This is a genomic window from Alistipes sp. dk3624 (genome assembly GCF_009557455.1).
Taxonomy (GTDB): domain Bacteria; phylum Bacteroidota; class Bacteroidia; order Bacteroidales; family Rikenellaceae; genus Alistipes_A; species Alistipes_A hominis.
Window position 1 is genome coordinate 2106225 of record NZ_CP045651.1, and the last position, 25658, is coordinate 2131882.

The 25658-nt window shown below is 56.3% G+C and carries 23 protein-coding genes; 13 read left to right on the forward strand and 10 right to left on the reverse strand.

Going from position 1 to position 25658, the window contains the following annotated elements:
• Nucleotides 1-17: 17 nt before the first annotated feature.
• Both GFH31_RS08925 and GFH31_RS08930 read left to right on the forward strand, forming a co-directional pair.
• A complete protein-coding gene (locus GFH31_RS08925; RefSeq protein WP_118655398.1) occupies nt 18-2174 on the forward strand; it encodes an elongation factor G in 2157 nt (718 codons plus the stop codon).
• Between the two features lie 126 nt (nt 2175-2300).
• Nucleotides 2301-2753: a YhcH/YjgK/YiaL family protein gene (locus GFH31_RS08930; RefSeq protein WP_055202458.1), complete on the forward strand. Its 453-nt coding sequence runs from the start codon at nt 2301-2303 to the stop codon at nt 2751-2753.
• A gap of 13 nt (nt 2754-2766) precedes the next feature.
• Here the strand turns inward: GFH31_RS08930 and GFH31_RS08935 are convergent, their stop codons facing one another.
• A complete protein-coding gene (locus tag GFH31_RS08935) occupies nt 2767-3870 on the reverse strand; it encodes a hypothetical protein (protein ID WP_153497801.1) in 1104 nt (367 codons plus the stop codon).
• Between the two features lie 144 nt (nt 3871-4014).
• On the opposite strand from GFH31_RS08935, the gene GFH31_RS08940 reads away from it, so the two are divergent.
• From GFH31_RS08940 to GFH31_RS08965, 6 genes are all read left to right on the forward strand, one after another.
• Nucleotides 4015-4431 carry a Fur family transcriptional regulator gene (locus GFH31_RS08940; protein WP_153497802.1) on the forward strand — a complete coding sequence of 139 codons (417 nt, stop codon included), beginning with the start codon at nt 4015-4017 and terminating at the stop codon, nt 4429-4431.
• Between the two features lie 50 nt (nt 4432-4481).
• The gene (locus GFH31_RS08945) at nt 4482-5033 is read left to right on the forward strand and encodes an NADH peroxidase (protein WP_055202452.1); all 552 of its coding nucleotides are present in this window, start codon (nt 4482-4484) and stop codon (nt 5031-5033) included.
• A 207-nt stretch (nt 5034-5240) separates the two neighbouring features.
• A complete protein-coding gene (locus tag GFH31_RS08950) occupies nt 5241-7424 on the forward strand; it encodes a RelA/SpoT family protein (protein ID WP_101572045.1) in 2184 nt (727 codons plus the stop codon).
• A gap of 8 nt (nt 7425-7432) precedes the next feature.
• Nucleotides 7433-8806 (forward strand): exodeoxyribonuclease VII large subunit, encoded by a 1374-nt coding sequence (xseA, locus tag GFH31_RS08955; RefSeq protein WP_153497803.1) that lies wholly within the window; start codon nt 7433-7435, stop codon nt 8804-8806.
• Nucleotides 8807-9004: an exodeoxyribonuclease VII small subunit gene (gene xseB / locus GFH31_RS08960; protein ID WP_055202449.1), complete on the forward strand. Its 198-nt coding sequence runs from the start codon at nt 8807-8809 to the stop codon at nt 9002-9004. It abuts the gene before it with no gap.
• A gap of 4 nt (nt 9005-9008) precedes the next feature.
• The gene (locus GFH31_RS08965; RefSeq protein WP_101571706.1) at nt 9009-9773 is read left to right on the forward strand and encodes a class I SAM-dependent methyltransferase; all 765 of its coding nucleotides are present in this window, start codon (nt 9009-9011) and stop codon (nt 9771-9773) included.
• A gap of 85 nt (nt 9774-9858) precedes the next feature.
• Here GFH31_RS08965 and GFH31_RS08970 read toward each other — a convergent pair whose 3' ends face one another.
• The 3 genes from GFH31_RS08970 to pyrE are packed head-to-tail and all read right to left on the reverse strand — an operon-like array spanning nt 9859 to nt 11237.
• Nucleotides 9859-10149 carry a putative quinol monooxygenase gene (locus GFH31_RS08970; RefSeq protein ID WP_055202445.1) on the reverse strand — a complete coding sequence of 97 codons (291 nt, stop codon included), beginning with the start codon at nt 10147-10149 and terminating at the stop codon, nt 9859-9861.
• Nucleotides 10150-10182: 33 nt separating this feature from the next.
• Nucleotides 10183-10593: a polyketide cyclase gene (locus GFH31_RS08975; RefSeq protein WP_055202443.1), complete on the reverse strand. Its 411-nt coding sequence runs from the start codon at nt 10591-10593 to the stop codon at nt 10183-10185.
• 11 nt (nt 10594-10604) lie between these two features.
• Nucleotides 10605-11237 (reverse strand): orotate phosphoribosyltransferase, encoded by a 633-nt coding sequence (pyrE, locus tag GFH31_RS08980; protein WP_055203497.1) that lies wholly within the window; start codon nt 11235-11237, stop codon nt 10605-10607.
• A gap of 7 nt (nt 11238-11244) precedes the next feature.
• Between pyrE and GFH31_RS08985 the strand changes: the two genes are divergently transcribed.
• Together GFH31_RS08985 and GFH31_RS08990 are read left to right on the forward strand one after the other, a co-directional pair.
• Complete coding sequence (locus GFH31_RS08985; RefSeq protein ID WP_118655390.1) at nt 11245-11859, forward strand: NUDIX hydrolase; 615 nt, start codon at nt 11245-11247, stop codon at nt 11857-11859.
• A gap of 120 nt (nt 11860-11979) precedes the next feature.
• On the forward strand, nt 11980-14037 hold the full coding sequence (locus tag GFH31_RS08990; protein ID WP_228385750.1) for an alpha/beta hydrolase family protein: 2058 nt from the start codon (nt 11980-11982) through the stop codon (nt 14035-14037).
• Nucleotides 14038-14150: 113 nt separating this feature from the next.
• Here the strand turns inward: GFH31_RS08990 and GFH31_RS08995 are convergent, their stop codons facing one another.
• The 3 genes from GFH31_RS08995 to GFH31_RS09005 all read right to left on the reverse strand — a co-directional run bounded on the left by GFH31_RS08995 (nt 14151) and on the right by GFH31_RS09005 (nt 18473).
• Complete coding sequence (locus tag GFH31_RS08995; RefSeq protein ID WP_101571700.1) at nt 14151-16211, reverse strand: peptidylprolyl isomerase; 2061 nt, start codon at nt 16209-16211, stop codon at nt 14151-14153.
• Between the two features lie 147 nt (nt 16212-16358).
• A complete protein-coding gene (locus GFH31_RS09000) occupies nt 16359-17618 on the reverse strand; it encodes a hemolysin family protein (protein ID WP_055203495.1) in 1260 nt (419 codons plus the stop codon).
• A gap of 216 nt (nt 17619-17834) precedes the next feature.
• Entirely contained in the window at nt 17835-18473 is a 639-nt protein-coding gene (locus tag GFH31_RS09005; RefSeq protein ID WP_055202434.1) for an MBL fold metallo-hydrolase, read from the reverse strand.
• An 86-nt stretch (nt 18474-18559) separates the two neighbouring features.
• Between GFH31_RS09005 and GFH31_RS09010 the strand changes: the two genes are divergently transcribed.
• On the forward strand, nt 18560-18928 hold the full coding sequence (locus tag GFH31_RS09010; RefSeq protein WP_101571698.1) for a DMT family protein: 369 nt from the start codon (nt 18560-18562) through the stop codon (nt 18926-18928).
• 202 nt (nt 18929-19130) lie between these two features.
• Here the strand turns inward: GFH31_RS09010 and GFH31_RS09015 are convergent, their stop codons facing one another.
• The 3 genes from GFH31_RS09015 to GFH31_RS09025 are packed head-to-tail and all read right to left on the reverse strand — an operon-like array spanning nt 19131 to nt 22314.
• The gene (locus GFH31_RS09015; RefSeq protein WP_118655384.1) at nt 19131-20378 is read right to left on the reverse strand and encodes a glutamate-5-semialdehyde dehydrogenase; all 1248 of its coding nucleotides are present in this window, start codon (nt 20376-20378) and stop codon (nt 19131-19133) included.
• 33 nt (nt 20379-20411) lie between these two features.
• Complete coding sequence (gene proB, locus GFH31_RS09020) at nt 20412-21503, reverse strand: glutamate 5-kinase (protein ID WP_153497805.1); 1092 nt, start codon at nt 21501-21503, stop codon at nt 20412-20414.
• Nucleotides 21504-21522: 19 nt separating this feature from the next.
• Nucleotides 21523-22314, reverse strand: a complete 792-nt coding sequence (locus tag GFH31_RS09025) for a pyrroline-5-carboxylate reductase family protein (RefSeq protein ID WP_101571691.1) — start codon at nt 22312-22314, stop codon at nt 21523-21525.
• A 573-nt stretch (nt 22315-22887) separates the two neighbouring features.
• On the opposite strand from GFH31_RS09025, the gene GFH31_RS09030 reads away from it, so the two are divergent.
• Both GFH31_RS09030 and GFH31_RS09035 read left to right on the forward strand, forming a co-directional pair.
• Nucleotides 22888-24810: an NAD(+) synthase gene (locus GFH31_RS09030; protein ID WP_101571689.1), complete on the forward strand. Its 1923-nt coding sequence runs from the start codon at nt 22888-22890 to the stop codon at nt 24808-24810.
• 160 nt (nt 24811-24970) lie between these two features.
• Nucleotides 24971-25630 (forward strand): hypothetical protein, encoded by a 660-nt coding sequence (locus GFH31_RS09035; RefSeq protein ID WP_101571687.1) that lies wholly within the window; start codon nt 24971-24973, stop codon nt 25628-25630.
• Nucleotides 25631-25658: the final 28 nt, after the last annotated feature.

A 25658-nucleotide genomic window follows, 5' to 3' on the forward strand; every position in this document is an offset into this window, starting at 1 on the left:
TAAAACTTTTTTCGATTATGAAGACATACACAACGCACGAGATCAAAAACGTAGTCCTACTCGGTGCCTCAGGCTCGGGAAAGACGACTCTGGCCGAGGCAATGGCTTTTGACGGAAAGGTGATCGACCGCCGCGGCAGTATCGAAAACGACAATACGCTGTCGGACTACACGGAGGTCGAACATCTGTATAAACGGTCGATTTACCCGACGATCCTGTTCGCCGAGTACAACGGGTGTAAGCTGAACATCATCGATACGCCGGGTTCGGACGACTTTTGCGGCGGGCTGTTTTCGGCGTTCAAAGTAGCCGACGTGGGCGTGATGTTGCTGAATGCGCAGAACGGTTTCGAAGTGGGGACGGAAATTCAGGCGCGCTATGCGCGTGCGCACGAGAAACCGATCATCGCCGTGATCAATCAATTGGACAGCGAGAAGGCTTCGTGGGAAAATACGCTCGAATCGCTGAGGGTGGCTTCCGGCGTGAAACCCGTGCTGGTGCAATATCCGGTCAATCCGGGGCCCGGTTTCGATGCGTTCGTCGATGTGCTGTTGATGAAAATGTACAAGTTCAAAGGCGATACCGGGATCCGCGAGGAACTCGAAATCCCCGAATCCGAAATGGAGCGGGCCCGCGAACTGAATCAAATACTGACCGAAGCGGCCGCCGAGAACGACGAGTCGCTGATGGAACTCTATTTCGACAAAGGCGTGCTGACGCAGGACGAAATGCGTTCGGGGCTGAAACTCGGGTTGGCCAAACGCGACTTGGTGCCGGTGTTCTGCGCTTCGGGCAAACGCGATATCGGGGCGAAACGGCTGATGGAGTTTATTATCAACGTGGCTCCCGGCCCGATCAAGGCTCCCGCTTTCCGGAACGTGGACGGCGGCGAAGTCCCGGCCGACAGCAAAGCTCCGACCGCGCTGTTCGTATTCAAAAGCGCCGTCGAACCGCATCTTGGCGAGATGACCTTCTTCCGGGTGGTTTCGGGTCGGGTGGCCGAAGGCATGGAACTGATCAATTCGAAAACGGGAAATAAAGAGAAGATATCGCAGTTGTTCGCCGTGGCAGGCAAAGGGCGCGTCAAAGTGACGGAAATGGAGGCCGGGGACATCGGCTGCACCGTGAAACTGAAGGGCACGCGTACGAACCAGACGCTGGCCGCCGCCGGATCGGGAATCGAGATCGAACCGATCAAATTCCCGGAACCCCGTTACCGGGCGGCCGTCCGGTCGGTCAAGACGGGAGAGGACGAAAAGCTCGGCGAGCTGCTGAATCGGGCTCATTTCGAGGATCCGACGATCCTGGTCGAGTATTCGAAAGAACTGAAACAGACGATCGTGCAGGGGCAGGGCGAACACCACCTGAATATCCTGAAATGGCAACTGGCGAATCAGAATAAGATCGACGTGGAGTTTTTCGCGCCGAAAATCCCTTACCGGGAAACGATTACCAAAGTGGCTGCCGCCGATTACCGCCATAAAAAACAGTCCGGCGGCGCGGGCCAATTCGGCGAGGTGTGGATGATAATCGAGCCTTATTTCGAGGGGATGCCCGATCCCGGGAAATATAAGGTGGACGGTAAGGATTTGGTGCTGAATATCAAAACCAAAGAGGAAGTAGCGCTCCCGTGGGGCGGGAAGCTCGTATTTTGCAGCGCCGTCGTGGGCGGGGCGATCGACGCCCGCTTCATGCCGGCCATCCTGAAAGGGATTATGGAGAAGATGGAAGAGGGGCCGCTGACCGGTTCGTATGCCCGCGATATCCGGGTGGTGGTTTACGACGGCAAGATGCATCCGGTCGATTCGAACGAGCTGTCGTTCAAACTGGCGGGCCGCAATGCTTTCAAGGAAGCTTTCAAAAAGGCCGGCCCGAAGATTATGGAGCCGATTTACAGCGTCGAGGTGCTCGTGCCGTCCGACAAGATGGGCGACGTGATGAGCGATCTGCAGAACCGCCGCGCGATGATCGAAGGGATGAGCAGCGACAAGGGATTCGAGCGTCTCGTAGCCCGGGTTCCGCTGGCCGAGATGTATCGTTATTCGACTACGCTCAGTTCGCTGACCAACGGGCGCGCGACCTATTCGATGAAGTTCGCCTCTTACGAGCAGGTGCCGGCCGATGTGCAGGAGAAACTGCTGAAGGCGTATGCCGATACCGATAAAGACGAATAACCGCCGTCGCTTCGACAATTTCGGGGAAGTCTCGCGCGAGACTTCCCCGGTTTGTTGCCGGGCGGCTTTTGGTTTTCCCGCCGTTTGTACGTACCTTGCATCGGTAAACGGATAAATGCCTGATTTATGATTGTCGATACGTTATCAGGATCGGGGCGGTACGACGCCCTGCATCCCCGGTTCAAAAAAGCTTTCGATTATGCCGTCGCCCGAATGGATACGTTGGCTCCCGGGAAATACGCCATCGACGGAGACGATCTGTATATCGTAATCAGCGAAGGGTTGCTCCGGCCGGAGCAGGAAGCTCCTCTCGAAGCGCACGATCGATACATCGACGTACAGATCCCGCTCCGGGTTCGGGGCGAAGAGCGGTTCGGATGGCGTCCGCGCGAACGGTGTATTCTGCCCCGGGGCGAATTCGACGAAGCGGCCGATATTGTTTTTTTCGACGATAAGCCTTCGTGCTATGTGTCGCTGCATCCGGGGGAATTCGTCGTTTTTTTCCCGGAAGACGCGCACGCCCCGCTGATCGGCAGCGGCAATGTCCGGAAAGCGATCCTGAAGATCCGGGCTGTGTGAGAGCCGGCGTTCGCTATTCGAAAAGGCGGACGATCGCCTGTTTTTTCTGCCTTAGGTAGGTGACCGGGAACCGGAAGAAGGACACTTTGTTCCCTGAGACGGAGTATATTTTCAGCGAGTCCGGACAGTTGCCTCTCATCAGTCCGACGGCGGTCTTTTTATCGAAAGCGCTGAAATAGAGTTTACACTCTTTGTCGTCCCGGAGCAGAGCGCTGCGGTACAGGCCGCCGGCATAGAATGAGCCCAGTTTCGGGGACGGGGCGAGCAACAGCCGCCGTTTTTCGAAAAAGAGTCCGTCGCGGCTGCTCCACAAGGTCAGGTTTCGGAAGTCGTAAATCACCATGTAATAGATGCTGTCGATCCGTTGTACGTCGATGTGCCAAGGGACGACGGCGGTGTCCGACAGCCGGCAATACTCTTTTTTCTGCCAATTTCTGCCATCGTCCGAGAACGAACGGCAAATGCTCCGGGATTCCCCGATATCGTTGACATACCACATGCAATACCGGCCGCCGATCTTTTGGATCGCGGGACTGACGATCATGCCTCCGGGGCCTTCGCGGACGACCGCCGGATCTTGGAGATCGATGACCGTTTCCCGTTCCGACCAGTGTATGCCGTCGGTGCTGTATTTTCGCAGGATGTATGTTTCGTCTCGCTGTGTGCGGCTGATGCGGTACCAGCACTCCAGCGTGTCGCCGTTCATCACCAGATGTGTGTCGGAAAAGAAATCCCGGTTCTCGATCTCGGTTTCGTTCAGGTCGTCGATCGGGTTGACCAAGTCGCCCGGCGTTTCCCAGTGTATGCCGTCGTGCGAGGCGTGGATGCACGGGTTTTCCCATCTGGCTCGGTAAGGAGGCAGGCCGTTCCAATCGCCGTCCGGCCCCAACGGGTAGGGCGTTTCCGCCATCCAGTAAGCATACCCGTTCCATCCTCCGGGAATGTATACCACCGAAGGATGGTAAGGTTGAGCGTTTCCTTCCGGCGTTTCGATGTTCAGCGGACTTTGGTTGTACGGTTCGAAAGCGAAATACCGATATACGTAGTCGATGGCGATCAATAGCGTGATTGCGAAAACGATATATCCGTATTTACGCCTGGTCCTAATTGGTTGCATGATGCAAAAGTAGACATATTTTCATACGTTGTATGCCGGATATAAGGTAAAATCCAAATAAATTCCGTCCGAAAAATTTGCAGATTCGAAAATTCGATATATATTTGCATTCGATTAATAGTTGTAATTAATACAAAATTGTAGATGATTCAGGATTTGCACCGTTATTTGATGGAATACGGCATCCGGCCTTCGTTGCAGCGGCTCGCGATCATGGAGTATCTCGTGACGCATCCGACGCATCCGACGGCCGACGAGATCCATACGGCGCTCAGTCCGTCGATGCCGACGCTTTCCAAAACGACGGTGTACAATACCCTGAAGCTGCTGGCTGCGCACCGCGCGATCCTGTTGCTCGATATCGACGAGCGGAACAGCCGTTTCGACGGGGATGTTTCTCCGCATGCGCATTTTCGTTGCCGGAACTGCGGCGCGGTTTACGATCTGCCGTTGGCGGTCGATCCGGAAGCGTTGGAGGTGAGCGATCCGCGTCACGAAGTCGACGAAGTGCAGGTCTACTACAAAGGCTACTGCGAGCGGTGCCGGAAAAAATCGAACTAGTGGGTAAAATGAAATAATAACAGAATCAATCACTTAAAAACTTGATGGCTATGAAAAAGAAATTTATTTGTACGGTTTGCGGTTATGTTCACGAAGGGGATGCAGCTCCCGAATTTTGTCCGCAGTGTAAACAACCCGCGTCGAAATTTAAGGAAGTGGTCGAAGGAGAAGCGCTGACGTGGGCCGATGAACATGTGATCGGCGTGGCCAAAGGCGTAGACGAAGAGGTGCTCGAGGGTTTGAGAGCGCATTTTGCCGGCGAGTGCAGCGAAGTGGGCATGTACCTGGCGATGAGCCGTCAGGCCGACCGCGAGGGATATCCCGAAATTGCCGAGGCGTTCAAGCGTTACGCGTGGGAGGAGGCAGAACATGCGTCGAAGTTCGCCGAGCTGCTGGGTGAAGTGGTTTGGGATACCAAGACCAATGTGAAAGCCCGGATGGAAGCCGAAAGCGGCGCCTGCGAAGATAAGAAACGGATCGCTACCCGTGCCAAACAACTGGGACTGGATGCCATTCACGATACCGTCCACGAAATGTGCAAAGACGAAGCGCGTCACGGAAAAGGTTTCGAGGGACTTTACAACCGTTATTTTAAGAAATAACGATTCGAAAACGGATTTGACGGGCGGAACCCTCTGTGGCTCCGCCCGTTTTTCGTGTGCCGCGGGGTCGGATTTATTCGTCGGGGCGGGGGCTGTCCGGGATGCCGGGCACCGGATCGTTCGCACGAATGGAATCGTTGCGGAACGGAGGCGGATTTGTTTCCGAAAAATTATTAACTTTATCGCACGAACCTAACAGGGATGAATATGGAAGAGGTTGAGAAAGAGATTGATCTGGATGCCGAATATTACCAGCCGTTTTTGGATCTGGCGCGTTCGGTATTCGACGACGAGGTTTTCGGGGTGGTGCGTTCGGCATTGTGTCTGGCGGTTGACCGGTTGAAAGGGCTGGTTCGTCACGATGGGACGCCTTTCGTTACCCATTCGATCAATACCGCGATGATCGTGATTCAGGAGGTGGGACTCGGGCGGAATTCGACGGTCTCGACGCTGCTGCACGATGTGGTGCGCCTGCAGTTGATGGATGTTCATAAGCTCGGGAATCATTTCGGGAAACAGTGCGTCGGCATCTTGCAGGGGTTGTGCAACATCTCGGACGTCGATCCGAAAGTGGCCAACGATCAGGTCGATAATTTCCGGGAGCTGATCGTTTCTTATTCGACCGATCCCCGCGTGATTCTGATCAAGCTGGCCGACCGGCTCGAAGTGATGCGCCGTCTGGAGATTTTTCCGCCGGAGAAACGGGCCAAAAAATCGTGGGAAAGCCTGAACCTGTATGCCCAGATCGCGCATAAGCTGGGATTGTACAATATCAAATCCGAACTGGAGGATCTCGCCCTGATGCACCTGGAACCGGACGATTACGAGTACATCCGCAAGCGGTTGAACGAAACGGCTGCCGAACGCGAGGTATTTATCCGCCGGTTCGTGCGCCCGATCGAAGAAAAAATGCGGCATCTCGGGTTCAAATACCATTTGAAAAGCCGTACCAAGTCGATCTATTCGATTTGGCGCAAAATGAAGCGGATGCGAATCGGCTTCGACGAGGTGTTCGACCTGTTCGCGATCCGGATTATCATCGACTGTCCGCAGGAGCAGGAGAAGGCGCAGTGCTGGGCGATCTATTCGATCGTCACCGATTTTTATACGCCGAATCCCGACCGGATGCGGGACTGGATATCCATCCCGAAGTCGAACGGTTACGAATCGCTCCATACGACGGTCGTTTCCAATGAGGGGCGCTGGGTCGAGATACAGATTCGCAGCGAGCGGATGGACGAGGTCGCCGAACGCGGCGTGGCGGCCCATTGGCGTTACAAAGGCGTCAGCGGCGGAACGATGGGAACCGAGGAGTGGTTCACCAAGCTGCGCGAGATCATGGAGACGACTCAGCCGCAGGAGATCGCGCAGAAGTTTGATGCAAAGCTGTCGTCCGGCGAAATCTTCGTGTTCACGCCGAACGGCGACCTGCGCAAACTGAGCGAAGGGGCCACCGTGCTCGACTTCGCGTTCGATATCCATACCAATCTCGGAGCTACCTGCGTCGGCGGTAAGGTGAACCACCGTAACGTGTCGTTCCGCGAAGTGCTGCGCAACGGCGATATCGTCGAGATACTGACGTCGAAAACCCAGAAACCGAAAGCCGATTGGCTGAATATCGTCACCACGAGCAAAGCGCGCAACAAGATCCGGGCCTACATGCGCGAGGAGCAGGCCAAGGCGGCCAGTCTCGGGCGGGAGGAACTCGAACGCAAGATCAAGAACTGGAAACTCTCCATCACGATGGACGACGCCGTGATGGTGCTGAGCAAATACTACAAATTGCGGACGGGAACCGAGCTGTACGGGCAGATCGCACAACAGAAGATCATCCTGCCCGACATCAAGGAGATCCTGACCCGCCACCTGAACGGGACGCTGGACGACGGGCATCCGTTGAAAGCTCCGTCGGCCGCGAAGATCGTTTCGGACAACGACGACGCGCTGATTATCGACAATTCGCTAAGTAATATCGAATACAAACTGGCCAAGTGTTGCAATCCGATCTTCGGGGACGAAATATTCGGTTTCACGACGATCAACAGCGGGATCACGATCCACCGGCAGGATTGCCCGAACGCCCAGCGGCTGAAGGAACGTTACCCTTACCGGGTGTTGCCGGCGCGCTGGCAGCAGAACGCGGCGAAGGGCGCGTTCGTCGCGACAGTGCGTATCCAGGCCGAAGATGCGACCGGCCTGGTGAATAAAATCGCCGAAGTGATCAACCGCGACCTGAAGATCAATATCCGTTCGATGAGCCTGAACTCGTCGGGAGGAATGCTCTCCGGGTTGATCAACATCGAGGTGACCGGTACGCAATTGGTCGATGCCGTCGTCTATTCGCTGATGCGAATTAAAGGGGTGCAGAAAGTGTTCCGGGTAAATAAATAACCGCAGAGATGCCGGCTTCCACGCATATTTCTCTCAGCGAACTGCAGGCGCTTATCAAGCGCGGGATCGACAACGCCCATCCGCTGCCGTACTGGGTGACAGCGGAGATCAGCGAACTGAAGGTGAACTATTCCGGCCACTGTTACATCGAACTGGTCGAAAAAGGCGGGGCGAACCATGTGCCCAAAGCGAAAGCGAGCGCCGTGATTTGGCGCAGCGGTTATTCGATGATCGCGTCCTATTTCCAAGGAGCGACGGGCCAGGTCCTCGCAGCGGGGCTGAAGGTGCTGGTCAAGGTGGTCGTTTCGTACCACGAACTTTACGGATTGTCGCTGCAGATTACCGATATCGACCCGACCTATACGCTCGGCGACATGGAGCGCCAGCGACAGGAGACGATCCGGCGGTTGCGACAGGACGGCGTGTTCGACATGAACCGCGAGTTGCCGCTGCCTGCGGCGATTCAGCGGATTGCGGTGATCTCGTCGCGGAATGCGGCGGGTTATCAGGATTTTATGAAGGAGATTTCATCCTCTCCCTACGGATTCGAAATTACGTTGTTCGACGCTTTCATGCAGGGGGCCGAAGCCGAGGAGTCGATCGTCCGGGCATTGGGCGAGGCGGCCGACCGGGCGGACGGTTTCGATGCGCTGGTGCTGATCCGAGGGGGCGGTTCGCAGAGCGATCTGGGGTGCTTCAACAGCTATCGGCTGTGCTGTTACCTGGCGCAGTTCCCGTTGCCGGTGATCGCCGGGATCGGACATGATAAAGACCAGAGCGTGGCCGATCTGGTTGCGGCCGTTTCGTTGAAAACGCCGACTGCCGTGGCCGTGTACCTGAAAAACGGGATGGCCGAATTCGATGCCGGACTCGACGATATGAGGAAGGAACTGAAGGAGGCGGCACAGGCGTTTTTCCTGCAGCGGCGCAGCGCGTTGAGGGATGCGGCGTTCGCGCTGAACCGGATTTCGACGCAGGGGACGCAGGCGGTGCGGCTGCGGCTGGAACAGTTGCGCGGTGCGCTGCGGCATGGGGCGGCGCAAGCGATCCGCCGCCGGGAAGACCGCACGGCGGCGCTGCAGGCGCAATTGCGACAATCGGCTCGTTTTGCCTTTTCGGACGCGAATTTCCGACTCGATAATTTGTCGGCCATGCTCAGACACCGCAGCCGGGAATACGTCGCATCCCGTACGAAAGCGTTATCTTTGCTGGGCGACCTGGCGGCTACGCGCGATCCGGACCGGATTCTCGACATGGGGTTTGCCGTCGTGCGCAGCGGCGGGAATATCGTGACCGATCCGGTCGGCTTGCAGGCGGGCGATTCGGTAGAGATCGTGATGAAACGCCGGACGATAGAAGCAGAAATCAAAAAAATCAAATAGATGGAAAAATCGAAAATTACATATGCGCAGGCGATCGCCGAAGTGGAGCAGATCCTCGAGCGGTTTAACAATGAGCAGATGAACGTCGACGAACTGGGCGCTCAGGTCAAACGGGCCGCCGAACTGATCCGGTTGTGCAAGGAACGGCTGCGAAAGGCCGAAAAAGAGGTCGACGAGGCCCTGAAAGAGGAGGAATAGCCCGATGAAGCAGTTGATCCGATTCGTATTGCGACATGTGCCGCGCCGTTATATCCAGCGGGTAGTGCATCTGTGCACGCCGCTTGTGGGGCTATTTTACGCCGGGAGCCGGGTGCAGTGCCCGGTGTGCGGCAACCGTTACCGGAAATTCATGCCCTACGGATACGTCAATTCGCGTGAAAATGCGTTGTGTCCGCATTGCCTGGCGCTCGAGCGGCACCGACTGATGTGGCTGTACCTGCAAAACGAAACCGACTTTTTCGAAGCGCCCGCGCGGGTGTTGCATATCGCTCCGGAGTATTGCTTCCTGAAGCGGTTCGGTCGGCTGCCGCAGTTGGATTACGTGACCGCCGATCTGGAGTCGCCGTTGGCGAAGGTTAAGATGGATGTGCAGCGAATCCCGTTTCCGGACGGGGAGTTCGACGTGATCTTCTGCAACCACATTTTGGAGCACGTCGACGACGACCGGCAGGCGATGCGGGAACTTTTCCGCGTGATGCGTCCGGGAGGCTGGGGGATCATGTTGTCGCCGGTCAATCCCGACCGCGAGACGACTTACGAAGATCCGTCGATCACCGATCCCGTGCAGCGTGAACTCCATTTCGGACAAAAAGATCACCTGCGCGATTACGGCAGGGATTACGGCGAGCGCTTGGCCGAAGCCGGGTTCGATGTCGAAGAGATCGACTACATCCGTTTCCTCAGTCCGGAAGCGGCGGCGTTGTACGGGCTGCGTTCGGAAATGATCTACCTCGTTCGGAAGGAATAAGGCTGGTTCGGGAAAAACGAACGCCTCTCTGCCGGAATGTACGTATCCGGCCGGGAGGCGTTTTTGTATCGGGCGGCGTCTTGCGTCAATCGATCGGTTCTGCGTCGAATTTCTGGATGTCGATTCCGACCGACAGTTTTTCGATCTGCGGCAGCAACGTCGTGAAATGCTTGGTCGCTTCGTGCTCGGCGAGCACTTCGGCGTTCTGCCAGACCTCGATGATCGCCAACCGCATCGGGTCGGTGGGATGCAAGTAAAATTCGTAGGAGATGTTGCCCGATTCCTGCTGCGAGGCTGTCGTAAGCGCTTCCAGCAGGGGCAGTACTTGCGGGCGGTTTTCTTCGGAGACCGTAATGGTTACGATAATGTTGATCATGGTATTTCGTTTTAAGTTAAACGTCGTTTCCGTTTAAACCGGGGCGTTGTTGAACGCCTCGGCGATCTGGTCGGCGATTTGGTCGACCGCCTGGGCCAGCTTGCCGCCGATCATCATCTTCATCATCATGTTCAGCTGCACATGCAGCACGATGCGCATCCGGGTGTCCTGCTCGTCGACGCTGACCAACTGCACCCAGAACGTGAAATCCATCGGGGAGCCGTCTTCGCCGGTCACTTTGACCAGCTTGTGCGGCTCTTTCTCGACGATCCGCAGGCTGACGGGAAACCCCTTCGCCTTGAACGAGCAGGTATTCTCCTCCGCCGTCCAGCCTTCCACTTTGTCGGCCAGTACCGGCGTGAGGTTGTCGAAGCGCGACAGGACGCTGTAAATCATCGAAGCCGGCCGCCGGATCCGGACGTGTTTGCTTTCGTATTTCTCCATTTTCGTGCCGCTTATTTTTTCCAGTTCGCCGGGTCGCGGCGCCACTCCTTCAGGGTCTGCAATTCGTCTTCGTGGACGTAGCCCTGGTTGACAGCCAGTTCGATCATCGTTTTGTAGTTGCTCAGCGTGTCGAGCTTCACGTCCGCTCCGGCGAAATTTTCTTCGGCGGTCGGAAAACCGTAGGTGAAGATCGCGACCATGCCCAGCACGTCGCATCCCCCCTCGCGCAGCGCTTCGACGGCGCTCAGGCTGCTGCCGCCGGTGGAGACCAGGTCTTCGACCACGACCACTTTGGCTCCCGGCCAGTATTCGCCCTCGACCTGGTTGGTCAGCCCGTGCGATTTCGGCGAGCTGCGGACGTAGATAAACGGCTTGCCCATTTTTTCGGCGACCAGTACGCCGTGCGCGATAGCTCCGGTGGCTACGCCGGCGATGATGTCTGCGTCGGGATATTTTTCGGAGATGATCTTTACGAATCCTTCGTAGATTTCCTTCCGGACGGCCGGATAGGAGAGGATCTTGCGGTTATCGCAGTAGATGGGCGAATACCAGCCCGACGCCCAGGTGAAATGATTTGTCGGATTTAATTTAATTGCCTTAATTTGTAACAGACTTTCAGCGACTTTTTTGTCTAAATCACACATTATTACCATGTATAAAGTTTATATTGAAAACAGTGCCGTGCTGTTCGCGCAGCAGCTTCCGGCCGATCCGCAGGGCGAAGTATTCCGGGTGGCTCCCGGCGAAACGCCCGCTATTACAAAGTTCTTGCAAAAACTTCAATTTACCAAAAAGTTATACGTAATATCCGAAAATATTGAGCGTATTTTCGACGAATTCCGGGCATCGCTGCCTTTTATCGAGGCGGCCGGCGGTTTGGTGGTCGACGATGCGGCGAAAGTGCTGATGATTTTCCGCAACGGCCGCTGGGATTTGCCGAAGGGAAAACTCGAACCGGGCGAACGGATCGAAGACTGCGCCGTGCGGGAAGTCAGCGAGGAGTGCGGTCTGCGAATCGAAGAACTGCAACGGAAAGAGCCGATCACGCACACGTTCCACTGTTACCGGATTCGGGAGCAGTGGGTGCTGAAACGGACGGCTTGGTATCACATGCGCTACGTCGGAGGGCAACGACCGCAGCCGCAGACGGTCGAAGGGATTACCCGGGCCGAATGGATCGCGCCCGAACGGGTGCCCGAACTGCTGAGCGGCACCTATTATACGATCGGCGACGTTTTTCGGGAAGCCGGTTATCCGGTGCGGTAGGGCTGCCGGATACTAAACGTTCGAACGATGAAAAGAGGTCTGTTCTTTGTACTGAAAGCCGTATGCTGCGTATGGATGGTTTTGCCGTACGGCTGTTCTTTCCGAAAAAACGATGATAAGATGAGTGCTGACCATGTACTGACCGATGCCGAACGATCGGCGGGGATACTGACGCCCGAGGTAATGTGGAAAATAAAGAGGGTCGGCAGCGCCGTCCTTTCGCCCGACGGCCGTACCGTGCTTTATACGGTTACGACCTACGACATGAAAGAGAACAAGGGAGTGACCAATATCCGTTCGGCGCCGGTATCCGGGGGCAAATGGATCCGGGTCACCGATCCCGGCAGCAACGAGTCGTCGCCTCAGTGGAGCGCAGACGGACGTACGATCTATTTTATTTCCGACCACGGAGGCAGCGACCAGGTTTGGTGTGCGGCTCCGGACGGGAACAACCGTCGTCAGGTGACCGACATCCCCGGCGGCGTCGAGGGCTTTTCGGTCGCTCCGTCGGAGAACCGGCTGATGTACGTCGCCCGGGTGCCGGTCGAAAAGCGCAGTTCGCCGGAAATTTATCCCGATCTGGACCGTTCGAAGGCGAAGATTTACGACGACCTGATGGAGCGCCACTGGAATTATTGGGACGACGGGAGCTACCGTCATATTTTCATCGCTCCGCTGACGGGCGGCGCGAAAGTGACCGGAGGGACGGATATTATGCCGGGCGAGCCGTGGGATGCCCCGACGGCGCCCTATTTCGATATTTCGGAAATCGCGTGGAACCGCGCCGGAACCCAATTGGCCTATACCTGTAAGAAGCTGACCGGGAAAGCGTATGCGCTCAGCACCGATTCGGACGTGTACCTTTACGACCTTGCGTCCGGGCAGACGCGCAACCTGACCGAAGGGATGCCCGGGTACGACAAATATCCGGTTTTCTCGCCGGACGATTCGATGTTGGCGTTCACCAGTATGGAGCGGGCCGGGAACGAGTCAGACAAGAGCCGACTGTTCGTCGAAACGCTGGCTACCGGCGAAAAACGCTACCTGACCCGGAACTTCGATTACAATGCGGGAAACGTGCGTTGGGACGGGAACGGGACGTTGTATTTCATTGCGCCTGTGCGGGGAACCTATCAGGTGTGCCGGGTCGACCTGGCGGACGATTCGGTGCGCGTGCTGACCGCAGGGGCGCACGATGTCAATGCGATTACGCTGAACGGGGGCGAACTGGTCGGCGAAGTGACTTCGCTGTCCGCTCCGACCGAACTTTTCAGGATCGATCCGGCGGACGGAACGATGACCCGGATCACGAATACCAATCCGGAAATCTACGATCATATCCGGATGGGGGAGGTGCGCGAACGTTGGATACGGACTACCGACGGCCGGCAAATGTTGACGTGGGTCGTGCTGCCGCCGGATTTCGATTCGACCGAACGCTATCCGGCGCTGCTGTACTGTCAGGGAGGACCGCAAAGCGTCGTAAGCCAGTTCTGGAGTTACCGTTGGAATTTGCAGTTGATGGCGGCGCAGGGATACGTGGTCGTCGCACCGAACCGGCGCGGCGTGCCTTCGTTCGGACAGCAGTGGCAGGATCAGATTTCGGGCGATTACAGCGGGCAGAATATACGCGATTACCTGAGCGCGATCGACGATGTGGCCGCGGAACCGTGGGTGGACGGCGGCCGGTTGGGCTGCGTCGGGGCGAGCTACGGCGGATATTCGGTGTTTTTTCTGGCCGGGCATCATCAAAAACGCTTCAAAGCTTTTATAGCCCATTGCGGGATGTTCAATCTGGAGAGCATGTACGGGGCGACCGAGGAACTATGGTTTCCAAACAACGATCTGGGCGGTCCGTACTGGAGCGACGACACGACGGCGCAGCGGTCGTATGCCAATTCGCCCCATAAGTTCGTGAAAAATTGGGATACTCCGATTCTGATTTTTTCGGGTCAGGGCGATTTTCGGATTCCGTATACCGAGAGCTTGCAGGCCTTTACGGCGGCCCGGCTGATGGGGGTGCCGAGCCGGTTGGTGTCGTTCGAAGACGAGGCCCACCAGATTTTCAAACCGCAGAATTCTTTGGTTTGGAACCGGGAGTTTTTCGGATGGCTCGATAAATATTTGAAGCATACGGAGACCGATTCGGCGCAGTCCCCCGATTCGTCGAAAAGATAACCCGGAACAGGATTTTTCTCCGGATAATACGGAGAAAGCGAAAAACAAGCGGGACGGACTTCGAAGTCCGCCCCGCTCGGGTTATAGGATCGGATGTCCGATTCCCGGTTCCGTTAGAAGAATTTCACACGGTTGTCGGTGATCTTGCTCTGTTCGGTCAACGCCTGGTTGACGCGCTCCATAATATAGGCCTGCGCGCTCGCTTCGAGGCGTACCTTTTCGCTTTCCGGGGTTACGTTGTCCACTTTGGCTCTCGAAGTTACGTCGAACAGGAAGACGCCTTTCTGTCCGGCAACGGGTTTCGACAGCGTATTTTCCTTCGCTCCGGTAACGGCTCCGATCAACTTCGGTTCTACGCCGACGCTTTCGATGTAGAACGAGTTGAAGTCGATGTTAGCCGCTTCTTTGACTTCCAGGTTCAGTTTGGATGCCACTTCGGCCAGCGAGCTTCCGGTCATCTCCTGAGCCAGGATTTCGCCTTTTTTCTGTTCGCGCAGGATCGAAACGATCTGCGGAGATACGGTTTCGAGCGGTGCGATTCCGTCTTCCGAAACGCCGGTGATGGCGGCGATTACGTAATTGCCGTCCACTTCCATGATGGCGGATACGTCGCCTTTGTTTCCGTTATAGGCCCAGCGGACGATTTCACGCGAATTGTTGATGCCGCTGACGTTGCGGTCGGTATTTTTGATCCGTACGACCCGTTTCGACAGCGAATTGTCCGTAGCCGCTTTTTCGAAGTTTTCGTACGATCCGGCCGCTTCGCTGATGAATTTGCTGGCGTTGGCGTAGATGGTTTGCTGGGTCGTTTCGCTCGGTTCGATTTTATAGGTGATCGTGGCCAACTGCACTTTTTTCTTCGGTTCGCTCTTGTAGGTTACCTGTCCGACATGGATACCGAACTGCGTCTGGACGGTGAAATAGTCGCCCTTGTTCGTTTCCAGGACGGCTTCGCTGAATTCCGGAACCATCTGTTCGGGCTGGAAGACGCCCAGGTCGCCGTCTTTCGCTTTCGCTCCGGGGTCCTGCGAATAGGTCGCCGAAAGTTCTGCGAAAGAGGCGCCGCCTTTCAGCGCGTTCAGAATGCTGTCCGCAGTGGCCTTCTGGTCGGCTCCGATCAGGATGTGACGCGCTCCGACCGAGTCCGGCAGCATTTTGGAATCGGCCACGCGGGCCATCGTGTACATGTCTCCTTCTTTGGTCGGGCCGTACATTCCGTTGCTGTTCGCTCCGAAGGCGAACGCGGCCAGTTCGGCGGGCAACTGATCTTCCGTGAAATACCGTTTTTCGGTCGGGTTCTGGGAGTTCAGCGTGGCGTATTGCAGCGGGGTTTCGCTGACGGCGAATTCCGCGGCGATCTCGTTGATGTGCTTTTCGGCATCGACGTAATCGCTGTCCGAAGGTAATACGTCGAACAATACGTATTCGATGTCGCGCGAGGCCGTCTGACGGAAAATATTCTTATGAGCGTCGTAATATTTTTTGACTTCGGCTTGCGAGATGTCGATCGTCGAATCGGCGACCTGCGAATAGTCCTTGACGATGTACGAAATGGCGCTGGTTATGTCGGAATTGGCGACGCCCTGTTCCACTTCGAGATCCGTAACGTACATTCCCTTGGCGACCAGCGTGATGTATTTGGACAGGTAACGCTGCTGAATCATCTGGTCTTTGATGAAGTTCCAAACCAGCGCCGCGGTGGGATCTTTGTCTATCTGGGTCACGAAATTGCGCACGATCGCCGGGTCGAAGGTTCCTGTGTTGGGATTCGTGAAAGTGGTGCGGATCACCGGCGAGATGAACGAACCGTCCACCATGTCGATCTGCTCGTTCTCGCTGACCTGAAGTCCCGATTGTTCGAAGCCGGGCTCCCAGGCGTACTGCATGATCAGCGCCTGCCATACTTGGTTTTTCACATTCTCCTGCTGCTCGGCCGAAAGGCTCTGCGATCCGTACATGGTCTCCAGGGCTTTCGTATAAACGTCGACCTTATCGGCGAATTCGGCGTAACCGATTTTCTCGCCGTTGATCGTGCCGACTTTCATTTTGCGATCGTTCATCAGCTTGGCTCCCGTGTTCCCGAAATCGCCCAACAGAAAAGAGAGCAGAGCGATTCCGATCACCACGGACACGATAATTCCGCCCCGGGTCCTTAATGTGTTTAATGTTGCCATATTAGAGATTTAGTTTTTGTTTACTGCGTTTGAAACATATAACAGGTTCCAAAGGTAATAAAATTCTTTTTTGTAATAACAAAACGGAGTTAAGATTCTCCATTTTTCTCCCCGCTGCGTCCGGTTCGGGCCCGTTTTGCGGTCTTTTCAGAGGATCGTGACGCGTACCAGTTCGATTTTAGAGGCGTTTACGCGCAGGATTTTGAGCCGTTTGTTGTCTGCCAGGATGGTTTCGCCGACTCCGGGTATGCCCTGGTACTTCGAAATTACATAGCCTGCCAGCGTGTCGTAGTCGTCGCTTTCGGGGAAGTCGAGCCGGTATTTTTCGTTGATGGCTTCGATCTCGAGCCGGCCCGAAAACAGGAACTCCGTGTCGCTCATCTTTTTCTCCACCAGATCCTGCGAGTCGTGTTCGTCTTCGATCTCTCCGAAGATCTCTTCGAGGATATCCTCGCTGGTCACCATGCCGGCCGTCCCTCCGAACTCGTCGATCACCACCGCCACCGAATGGTGTTTCTTGATAAAGGTGGCCAGCAGTTTCCGGGTCGGCATACTTTCCGGCACGTAATCCACCTTGTTAATGATTTCCAGGATGCTTCCGGGTTGCTGGAACAGGTTTTTGGTATGGATGAAACCGATGATGTTGTCGATACTCCCGTCGTAGACCAGCAATCGCGAAAACTGCGTTTCGACGAAACGTCTGGTCGCTTCTTCGACCGGACAGTTCTGTTCGACCGCTTCGATGTCGACGCGGGGAACCATGCAGTCGCGCACCAGCCGGTCGGAAAAGTCGAGCGCGTTTTGGAACAGGCGGATGTCTTTTTCGTTTTGCTGCTGTTCGGGGCTGTCCGAGACTTCGTCCAGCAGGTGGGCCAGATCCACTTTGTTGAACGTGTTGATCCGCTGTTCGCGGTTCAGCGACAACCCGAAGATTTTGAAGATACCCACCGCGATCAGAGTCGTCAGTTTAGCGACCGGATAGAACAGCAGGTAGAAAAAGTAGACCGGGACCGCAAAGTTTTTATAGTAGAAATTCGGGTTCAGGTGTACGACCGCCTTCGGGATGAATTCGGCCGTGAAGATGATGATCAGCGTCGATACCAGCGTTTCGATCACGTAGGACGCGCCGTTGCCGAGGATCAGTCCGCTCCGGACGAGCAACAGTTGGATCAATACGCTCATCTGCAATGAGTAGATGACCAATGCCAGGTTGTTGCCCACCAGAATCGTCGTGATGTACTGTCCCGGATATTTCGAGAACAGGCCGGCCACGTAGCCGAACGCCCGGCTTTGTTTCTTTTCGATTTCGAGTTTCAGTTTGTTCGACGACAGGAACGCGATCTCCATACCCGAAAAAAATGCGGATAGAGCCAGCGAAACGACGACGGTAATGATGACGGCAAGCATGCTGTTCGGTTGCGTTTTTCGAGAAGCGGGGTAGACGATTCCGCTTTCCCGTCGCAAAGATATGAATTTTCCGGATTGATTCGTCCGGTCGGGTACGCTATTGAACGGCGATCGGCTCCGGTTTTTACGTAAGAGCGGTTGCCGTCCGCGAAAACCGGAAAATAGGGTGGGCGTTCGGAACGGTCGGCCCCGTGCCGTTGCGGTTTACGAAACGTCTTAACGGATCCGAATGGCCGGCAACGCTTTTTGCAGCGTTTCCCGGTCGACCTCGAAATAGTGGTAGGGGTACAGGTAGGTCGGACGGATCAGCCGGGCCGTTTCGACGAACATCTGGTCGCTCATCGTGTAGGGCAGGTTTTTCGGCAGGAAGGCGATATCGACCGGACCCAGCTTTTCCATCTCCGGGATCAGTTCGGTGTCTCCAGCGATATAGATCCGCAGGTTCGCCACTTCGAGCAGATAGCCGTTTCCTTCGCCTTTAATATGGAACGGAACCCCCGGCGAACGCATGGCGATCCGGTTGTAGGCGGCTGTGGCGCGTATGCGGAATTCGTTCCAGGCGGTTTCTTCTCCGTTTTTCAGCGCTTGGCCGCGCCCGAGTTCGCGGATCGCCAACGGGCTGCCGATGATCTGCGTCGAGGGCTTCTCGATATCGGCGATCGCGAAGGAGTCCAGGTGGTCGCCGTGATGGTGGGTGATCAGGATCAGGTCGGCTTTCGGAAGCCCGCTGTAATCGGCTATGTCGCCGTAAGGATCGACGTGGATGATTTCGTCCCCGTAGCGAAACATTACCGAAGCGTGACCGATGTAGGTCACTTCGAGCGTTTTGTCGGTAGTCGGATATGTATCGGTCATAATCGTTCTTTTTGAAATTTTGTTTGACAAGCGTAAATTTACGAATAGTTTGTAATTTTGTCGCGCAAAAATTGATTTGATCCATAATGAAACCTTATCTTACAATCGGGATGCTCGTTATCTCCAATATTTTCATGACTTTCGCATGGTACGGACAGCTGCATCTGCGGGGGCAGCGTTGGTTCGACACGCTGCCCCAGTTGCTGGTGATCGTGTTCTGCTGGAGCATCGCGTTTTTCGAATACATCTTCCTGGTGCCGGCCAACCGGATCGGGTTTCAGGGGAACGGAGGGCCCTTCACGCTTTTCCAATTGAAAATTATTCAGGAGGTGGTTTCTCTCACCGTGTTCACCGTATTCGCCCTGACTTTTTTCAAAACCGAGACGTTCCGCTGGAACCATCTGATGGCTTTCGTGTGCATGGTGATGGCGGTCTATTTTATTTTTAAAAAGTAATTGCCGGAAAAGTTTTTTCTCGGAGAAAATTCGAAACCGGACGGAGCCGGGGACGGATCGGCGTTCGTATCCGGTGACAGTGAATCGTTTTGTCTTGAATCCGGTAACGAAGCGGCCCGAAATATTTCGGGCCGCTTCGTTTGTTTTTTATTTCCTCCGACCGTTCCGGCGGGAGGTCGGTGTCCGCTTCCGGACGGTACTGTCAGGCGCGGGTTTGTCCGTCTCCTTCGACGATGTATTTGTAAGAGGTCAGCTCCTGAAGCGCCATAGGGCCTCGGGCATGCAGCTTCTGCGTGCTGATCCCGATTTCGGCTCCGAGGCCGAACTGGGCGCCGTCCGTAAAGGCGGTCGATACGTTGGCGTATACGCAGGCGGCGTCGACCCGCTGTAAGAACAGCCGGATCGTCTCCGGGTTTTCCGATACGATGGCTTCGCTGTGCCGCGACGAGTAGCGCGCGATGTGTCGGATCGCCTCGTCGACCGAGTCGACCGTTTTCACCGACATGCGGTAGGAGAGGAACTCCGTCCCGAAGCTGTGTTCGTCGGCCGGTTGCAGCAGTTCCGCCGGATAGTGCCCGTTCAGGGCTTTCCATGCCTCTCCGTCGGCAAGGATAACGACGTTTTTGCCGGCCAGCGGCGCGCATAAGGCGGCCAGGTCGGCGAGCCTGTCCCGATGGAAAACGAGGCAGTCGAGCGCGTTGCATACGCTTACGCGGCGCGTTTTGGCGTTCAGTACGATGGCGGTTCCCTTTTTCAGGTCTCCGTCGCGGTCGAAATAGGTGTGGCAAATGCCCGCTCCCGTTTCGATGACCGGGACGTGCGCGTTCTGCCGGACGAAGTCGATCAGCCCTTTGCTGCCGCGCGGAATGATCAGGTCGACGTAACCCACGGCGTTTAGCAGTTCGGCGGTCGCCGCTCGGTCGGCCGGCATCAGCGTTACGCAGTTTTCGTCCAATCCCTGTTCGCGCAACACCTCCCGGATGACCCGAACGATCGCCTCGTTCGAATACCGGGCATCGCTGCCTCCTTTCAGGATGCAGGCGTTGCCGGATTTCAGGCACAGCGAGAAAACGTCGAATCCGACGTTCGGCCGCGCTTCGTAAATCACGCCGATCACGCCGAACGGTACGCTTACTTTCGTGATCTTCATTCCGTTCGGACGGACTGTTTCGCTCAGTATTTTTCCCAGCGGCGACGGCAGCGACGCGACATTGCGGATGTCGGCGGCGATGCCCGCGATGCGTTCGCGGTTCAGCAGCAGGCGGTCGTACATCGGGTCGGACGGCTCCATCCGCGCCAGGTCCTCCCGGTTGGCTTCGAGGATTTCGTCCGTGTGCTTTTCGGCGGCGTCGGCCAGTGCGGTCAGCGTCCGGTCGATTTTCGATGCGGAAACGCAGTTCAATTCCCGCGACGCTTCGAGCGCTTTTTCAAAACAGTCTTTCAGTTGCATGGCTTTCTGTATCGTTTGTTAATCGTTTTCCTGTCAGTCGAGGTATAGGTAGTCGTAATGGACGACCGGCCTTCCTCCTTTTTGTCCCATCGTTTGGCGCGCCCTGGCGCTGCTACAGGCGACGCGCCCGACCCCGATCGGTTCGCCGTTCGGGGCGACGATGCGGACGATGTCGTCCTTCTCGAACTCCCCTTCCACACGGTTTACGCCGATCGGCAGCAGGCTCGTCGCCGACGGGCCCGTCAGAGCCGTATAAGCGCATTCGTTGATGTGCAGCTCGCCTTTGGCGAATCCTTCCGAATGGGCGATCCATTTTTTGACCTGCGAGATCGTTCGCGGGGCCGGAACGAAGCGCGTCGAGACGACTTCGGATTGTTCGGCCAACAGTTGCGGCAGGATGTTGTCTCGTTTGCCGTTCGCCACGATTACCTCGATCCCTTCGTCGGCCACCTTCATCGCGATTCGGCATTTGGTCAGCATACCTCCGCGGCCGAACTGCGATTTCCCGGTGCAGATGTACTGCGCCAGGTCGTCGCGCTGCGAGCCGATCTCCCGCAGTACGCTCGATGCGGGGTCTGCCGGGTTGCCGTTGTAGATGCCGTCGATGTTGCTGAGGATAATCAGCGCCTCGACGTCCATCATCGCGGCGATCAGGCCCGACAGCTCGTCGTTGTCGGTGAACATCAGTTCCGTCAGCGAGATCGTGTCGTTCTCGTTGACGATCGGGATCACGCCGTTTTCGAGCATCACCGACATGCAGTGCTGCTGGTTCAGGTAGTGGCGCCGCGTCGAAAAGTTCTCTTTGGTCGTCAGCACCTGTCCGCAGGTGATGCCGTATTCGCGGAACAACTCGTAGTAGTGGTTGATCAGCTTCACCTGTCCGACGGCCGAAAAGAGCTGGCGGGCCGAAACGGAATCCAGTTTCCGTTGCGTCTTCAGCTCGTTGCGTCCCGATGCGACGGCCCCCGACGACACGAGAATCACCTCGACGCCTGCGCGGTGCAGCGCGGCGAGCTGGTCGGTCAGCGCCGACATCCGCGTCGTGTCGAGCATCCCGTCCGGGCGGGTCAGCACGTTGCTGCCTACCTTTACGACAATCCGTTTGAATCTGTATGAGTTGTTCATAATCTTTGCTGTACGGTCGTTAACGGCTTTTGAGCAATCCGGCGCGGACGGCTTCGCTGAAACCGCCTTCGGCCATCGCGTCGAGTCCTTTCAGCGTCAGTCCGCCGGGCGTGGTCACCTTGTCGATCTCGGTTTGCGGCATCGTGCCGTTGGCTTGCAGCAGGGCGAGCGCGCCGCGCATCGTCTGCATGACGATCTCGCGCGACTGGGTTTCGTCGAAGCCCAGTTCGACGCCTCCTTTGATCGAGTCGCCGAGGTATTTCAGCGCGAAAGCGATTCCGCACGACGCCAGCGAAGTGCCGGCCGCCATCATCGCTTCCGATACCACTACGGTCTGTCCGAGTTCTTTGAACAGCGTGACCACGGCATTCAGCTGGCTTTCCGAAGCGCCGTCCGATGCGATGAACGTGACGCTCTCGCGCAGCGAGATCGCCGTATTCGGGATCAGCCGCAGCAACGCCGGGCGGACGTCTTTCCCGTTGTCGAGCATGGTTTTCAGTTTTTCGAAGCTGACGCCCGCCACGACCGATGCGAGGCATTGCCGGTCGAAGTTGAGTTTATCCCGGAACGTGGCGGATACCTCTTCGGCCAGCCACGGTTTGACGGCCAGGATGATCAGGTCGGCTCCTTCTACGGCCGCGGCGTTATCCTGAGACGTCCGGATCGCGGAGTTCAGGCCCTTGATTCGTTCGAGCGCGGCGGCTGAAGGATCCGCTACGGTCAGATCCGATGCTTTCATCAATGTGCTGGCCGCCAGTCCTCCGGCGATGGCGCCGCCGATGTTGCCCCCTCCGATAATCGTGATTTTCATGGTTTCGATGTTTTATTTTTTTATTGAAACGTATGCTATTAACTTACAAAATTACGAAAAATCTCTGGAAAAGACGAGCAGAAAGGGAGAAAGGTACGCGAAATAATTATAAATAAAGTGTTTGCGGAAATAAAAGAGGACAAGGGGAAAAACGGGGTAACGCAAAGGAAGGCGGATTTATGAAGTAGTACGGTTTTCAAATCGTTACCCGCTGAAAGATGCTTTCTCAGTAAAACAACCTCTATTTGTGACAGCGGTGCCATAGACGAGTTCCGTTACTGTTTTGATGGCGACGGCAAGTTTCCTGTAGCTATTGTCCTTGGTTCTGACGGCATAGATGATTCTTTCGACACAGAGGAAAATCAAGTAAATTTCTACGTCCAGACTTTGGAATCCATAGTCAAAAATGGCATTGATACTGAAAAAACAACATTTTTATTTTTAAGCTTCGGCAGCAAAGACACGCCCCGCCCTTCTCAAAAAAGACGCGGCGGGAAACGGAAAATCGACGTATGTCCGAAAACTCCCCGAATTTTTTCGTTAATTTTGTACCGGACAAATTGCTCGAATCGTATGGACTTCGGATTTTTGAAAATCGCAGCCGCCACACCGGGCGTGAAGGCGGGGGATTGCAGCCACAACATCGCCCGAATCGCCGGATTGATTCGGGAAGCCGACCGGCAAGGCGTCTCCGTCGCGGCATTTCCGGAGCTCTGCATCACCGGATACACCTGCGGCGACCTGTTCGGCCAGCCTTTCCTGATCGAACAAGCCGAACGGGCTCTCGCACGGCTGCTCGCCGACACGGCCTCCTGCCGGACGGTCTGTATCGCCGGTATGCCGCTGGCTGTCGACAACCGGCTCTACAATACGGCCGTCGTATTCGGCTCCGGCATCATTTTCGGAGTCGTGCCGAAGACTTACCTGCCGAATTACGACGAATTTTACGAAGCGCGCTGGTTCGCCTCCGGCGCGGAACCCCACCGCGAAACGGTCGAACTGTGCGGACAGCAAGTTCCGTTCTCGACCGACCTGCTTTTCGAAGACGGGAAAGTCTGTTTCGGTGTCGAAATCTGCGAAGATCTGTGGGTTCCGCACCCGCCGTCCTCCCGCCTCGCAGTGGCCGGGGCCACCCTGCTGGTCAATCTGTCGGCAAGCGACGAAATGGTCGGCAAGCACGCTTATCTCCGTTCGCTGATCGCCCAACAGTCGGCCCGCACGCTGTCGGCTTACCTGTACAGCTCGGCCGGATTCGGCGAATCTTCGACCGACGTGGTTTTCGCCGGCAACGGCCTGATCGCCGAAAACGGAATCTTTCTGAACGAATCGGAACGCTTCTCGCTCGAAGAACAACTGACCGTAGCGGAAACGGACATCGAACGGCTGCTGACCCTGCGGCGCAAAACCAATACCTTTGCATCCTACGGCAGCGGCACGCTCTGCAAACGCATCCCGGTCGCCCTGCGCGCCGACCGCGAACAGTTTCCGGTCGAACGCGGTTTCAATCCGAGCCCGTTCATCCCGGACGATCCGCAGCAAATGCAGCAGCGCTGCGAAGAAATCTTCAGCATCCAGGTCGGCGGACTGGCGCAGCGCATCCGGCATACCGGCACGCATTCGGCCGTCGTCGGTATCTCCGGCGGGCTCGATTCGACGCTCGCCCTGCTGGTAGCCGTCCGCACGTTCGACAAGTTGGGACTCCCGCGCCGCAACATTCTCGGCGTCACGATGCCCGGTTTCGGAACGACCGACCGCACCCATACCAACGCCCTGCGATTGATGGAATCGCTCGGGGTCGGCATCCGCGAAATCAGCATCCGCGAAGCCTGCGCCGTCCATTTCCGCGACATCGGGATGGACGACGCCGACCGCAGCGTCGCCTACGAAAACGCCCAGGCCCGCGAACGCACGCAGATCCTAATGGATCTGGCCAACCGCACGGGCGGACTGGTGATCGGCACCGGCGACCTTTCCGAACTGGCGCTGGGCTGGGCTACTTACAACGGCGACCACATGTCGATGTACGGAGTCAATTGCGGGGTTCCGAAAACCCTCGTTCGCCACCTGGTGCGCTGGGTGGCCGCGCATCCCGACTACGAAGTCGCCCGGGGGTGGTTGCTCGACATCGTCGACACCCCGATCAGTCCGGAGCTGCTGCCTGCCGACGAAAAGGGCGAAATCGTACAAAAGACCGAAGACCTGGTCGGCCCTTACGAACTGCACGACTTTTTTCTGTACCATTTCGTCCGGTTCGGCTGCCGCCCGGCCAAACTCCATTTCATGGCCTGCCGGGCGTTCGCCGGAAAATACGACGCGAAAACCGTCAAAAAGTGGCTGACCGTATTCTTACGGCGTTTCTTCTCGCAACAGTTCAAACGATCGGCATTGCCCGACGGGCCGAAAGTGGGATCGGTCAGTCTGTCGCCCCGCGGGGACTGGCGTATGCCGAGCGACGCTTCGCCCGCCATGTGGATCCGCGAAGCGGAAAGCCTGTAAATAATGGACCAAAAAATAGCGAAAAATCATTTTTTTTATTTTCCTTTGTAACGAACGGCGCGTATAAAGCATCTTATAAAACATAACGGATCGCCATGCTCCGCAAGGAAAACGCGATCCGGGCCATGAAACCAATAACCGTAAAACGAAATACGCTATTATGAAAAAACTCATCTCGTTTTCAGCGTTGTGCCTGACGATTGTGCTGTCGGTTCAATCCGTATCGGCACAGGGAACGACTACCCTGATCATGAAGGACGGCACACAGCAAGAAGGCTACCTCCGCTCGCCGTTCTATTCGACGATCCAGTACGTTGATCTGAGCCAGAGTCCCACCGCCAAGCCCCGTCGCTATCCGATCGGAGAGATCGACCGCATCGTCATGGTCGGGCTCGACGGCGATACCGTCAATTATGTCCGGGAGATTCGCTACCGAATGTTCAAATCGAACTCTCCGGACACTAAAAAAGAGAAAGGCCGTTACCGGATGCCCGTCCTGTTTCGCGAAGATTACCGGGGCAAGGACGGCATCGCGCTGCTGACCGAATTCCGCGAAACGGAACAGACGACCGGCCTGCGCACCGCTCTGCAGAAAGAACGCTGGTGCTACGTAAAACTCAAAGACGAACCCGCCGCGCGGGTACTGTCGGTCAGCACCGCGGGAGAGAACCCCGAAAGCACGCAGAAAAACTTCGTCCGGTTCGCCAAACAGACTTTCGCCAACTATCCGGATCTGGTGCAACGAATCGAGAGCAACGAATTTTCGGTCAAGGACCCGCTCAAATTGGTAAAGGCCTACGAGGCGATCGTGACATACTGACAAGGCCTTCCTCCCTCCCGCTCCCAAA

What these genes read in the sequence shown, in the direction of transcription:
- GFH31_RS08985 (WP_118655390.1), top strand. Translation starts at nt 11,245, where the DNA reads ATGTATAAAGTTTATATTGAAAACAGTGCCGTGCTGTTCGCGCAGCAG.
- xseA (WP_153497803.1), top strand. Translation starts at nt 7,433, where the DNA reads ATGCCGGCTTCCACGCATATTTCTCTCAGCGAACTGCAGGCGCTTATC.
- GFH31_RS09005 (WP_055202434.1), bottom strand. Translation starts at nt 18,473, where the DNA reads ATGACCGATACATATCCGACTACCGACAAAACGCTCGAAGTGACCTAC.
- GFH31_RS08995 (WP_101571700.1), bottom strand. Translation starts at nt 16,211, where the DNA reads ATGGCAACATTAAACACATTAAGGACCCGGGGCGGAATTATCGTGTCC.
- GFH31_RS08925 (WP_118655398.1), top strand. Translation starts at nt 18, where the DNA reads ATGAAGACATACACAACGCACGAGATCAAAAACGTAGTCCTACTCGGT.
- GFH31_RS08975 (WP_055202443.1), bottom strand. Translation starts at nt 10,593, where the DNA reads ATGGAGAAATACGAAAGCAAACACGTCCGGATCCGGCGGCCGGCTTCG.
- GFH31_RS08935 (WP_153497801.1), bottom strand. Translation starts at nt 3,870, where the DNA reads ATGCAACCAATTAGGACCAGGCGTAAATACGGATATATCGTTTTCGCA.
- GFH31_RS08950 (WP_101572045.1), top strand. Translation starts at nt 5,241, where the DNA reads ATGGAAGAGGTTGAGAAAGAGATTGATCTGGATGCCGAATATTACCAG.
- GFH31_RS08970 (WP_055202445.1), bottom strand. Translation starts at nt 10,149, where the DNA reads ATGATCAACATTATCGTAACCATTACGGTCTCCGAAGAAAACCGCCCG.
- GFH31_RS09025 (WP_101571691.1), bottom strand. Translation starts at nt 22,314, where the DNA reads ATGAAAATCACGATTATCGGAGGGGGCAACATCGGCGGCGCCATCGCC.
- GFH31_RS09035 (WP_101571687.1), top strand. Translation starts at nt 24,971, where the DNA reads ATGAAAAAACTCATCTCGTTTTCAGCGTTGTGCCTGACGATTGTGCTG.
- GFH31_RS09030 (WP_101571689.1), top strand. Translation starts at nt 22,888, where the DNA reads ATGGACTTCGGATTTTTGAAAATCGCAGCCGCCACACCGGGCGTGAAG.
- GFH31_RS09010 (WP_101571698.1), top strand. Translation starts at nt 18,560, where the DNA reads ATGAAACCTTATCTTACAATCGGGATGCTCGTTATCTCCAATATTTTC.
- GFH31_RS08940 (WP_153497802.1), top strand. Translation starts at nt 4,015, where the DNA reads ATGATTCAGGATTTGCACCGTTATTTGATGGAATACGGCATCCGGCCT.
- GFH31_RS09015 (WP_118655384.1), bottom strand. Translation starts at nt 20,378, where the DNA reads ATGCAACTGAAAGACTGTTTTGAAAAAGCGCTCGAAGCGTCGCGGGAA.
- GFH31_RS08990 (WP_228385750.1), top strand. Translation starts at nt 11,980, where the DNA reads ATGAGTGCTGACCATGTACTGACCGATGCCGAACGATCGGCGGGGATA.
- pyrE (WP_055203497.1), bottom strand. Translation starts at nt 11,237, where the DNA reads ATGTGTGATTTAGACAAAAAAGTCGCTGAAAGTCTGTTACAAATTAAG.
- xseB (WP_055202449.1), top strand. Translation starts at nt 8,807, where the DNA reads ATGGAAAAATCGAAAATTACATATGCGCAGGCGATCGCCGAAGTGGAG.
- GFH31_RS08965 (WP_101571706.1), top strand. Translation starts at nt 9,009, where the DNA reads ATGAAGCAGTTGATCCGATTCGTATTGCGACATGTGCCGCGCCGTTAT.
- GFH31_RS08930 (WP_055202458.1), top strand. Translation starts at nt 2,301, where the DNA reads ATGATTGTCGATACGTTATCAGGATCGGGGCGGTACGACGCCCTGCAT.
- GFH31_RS09000 (WP_055203495.1), bottom strand. Translation starts at nt 17,618, where the DNA reads ATGCTTGCCGTCATCATTACCGTCGTCGTTTCGCTGGCTCTATCCGCA.
- proB (WP_153497805.1), bottom strand. Translation starts at nt 21,503, where the DNA reads ATGAACAACTCATACAGATTCAAACGGATTGTCGTAAAGGTAGGCAGC.
- GFH31_RS08945 (WP_055202452.1), top strand. Translation starts at nt 4,482, where the DNA reads ATGAAAAAGAAATTTATTTGTACGGTTTGCGGTTATGTTCACGAAGGG.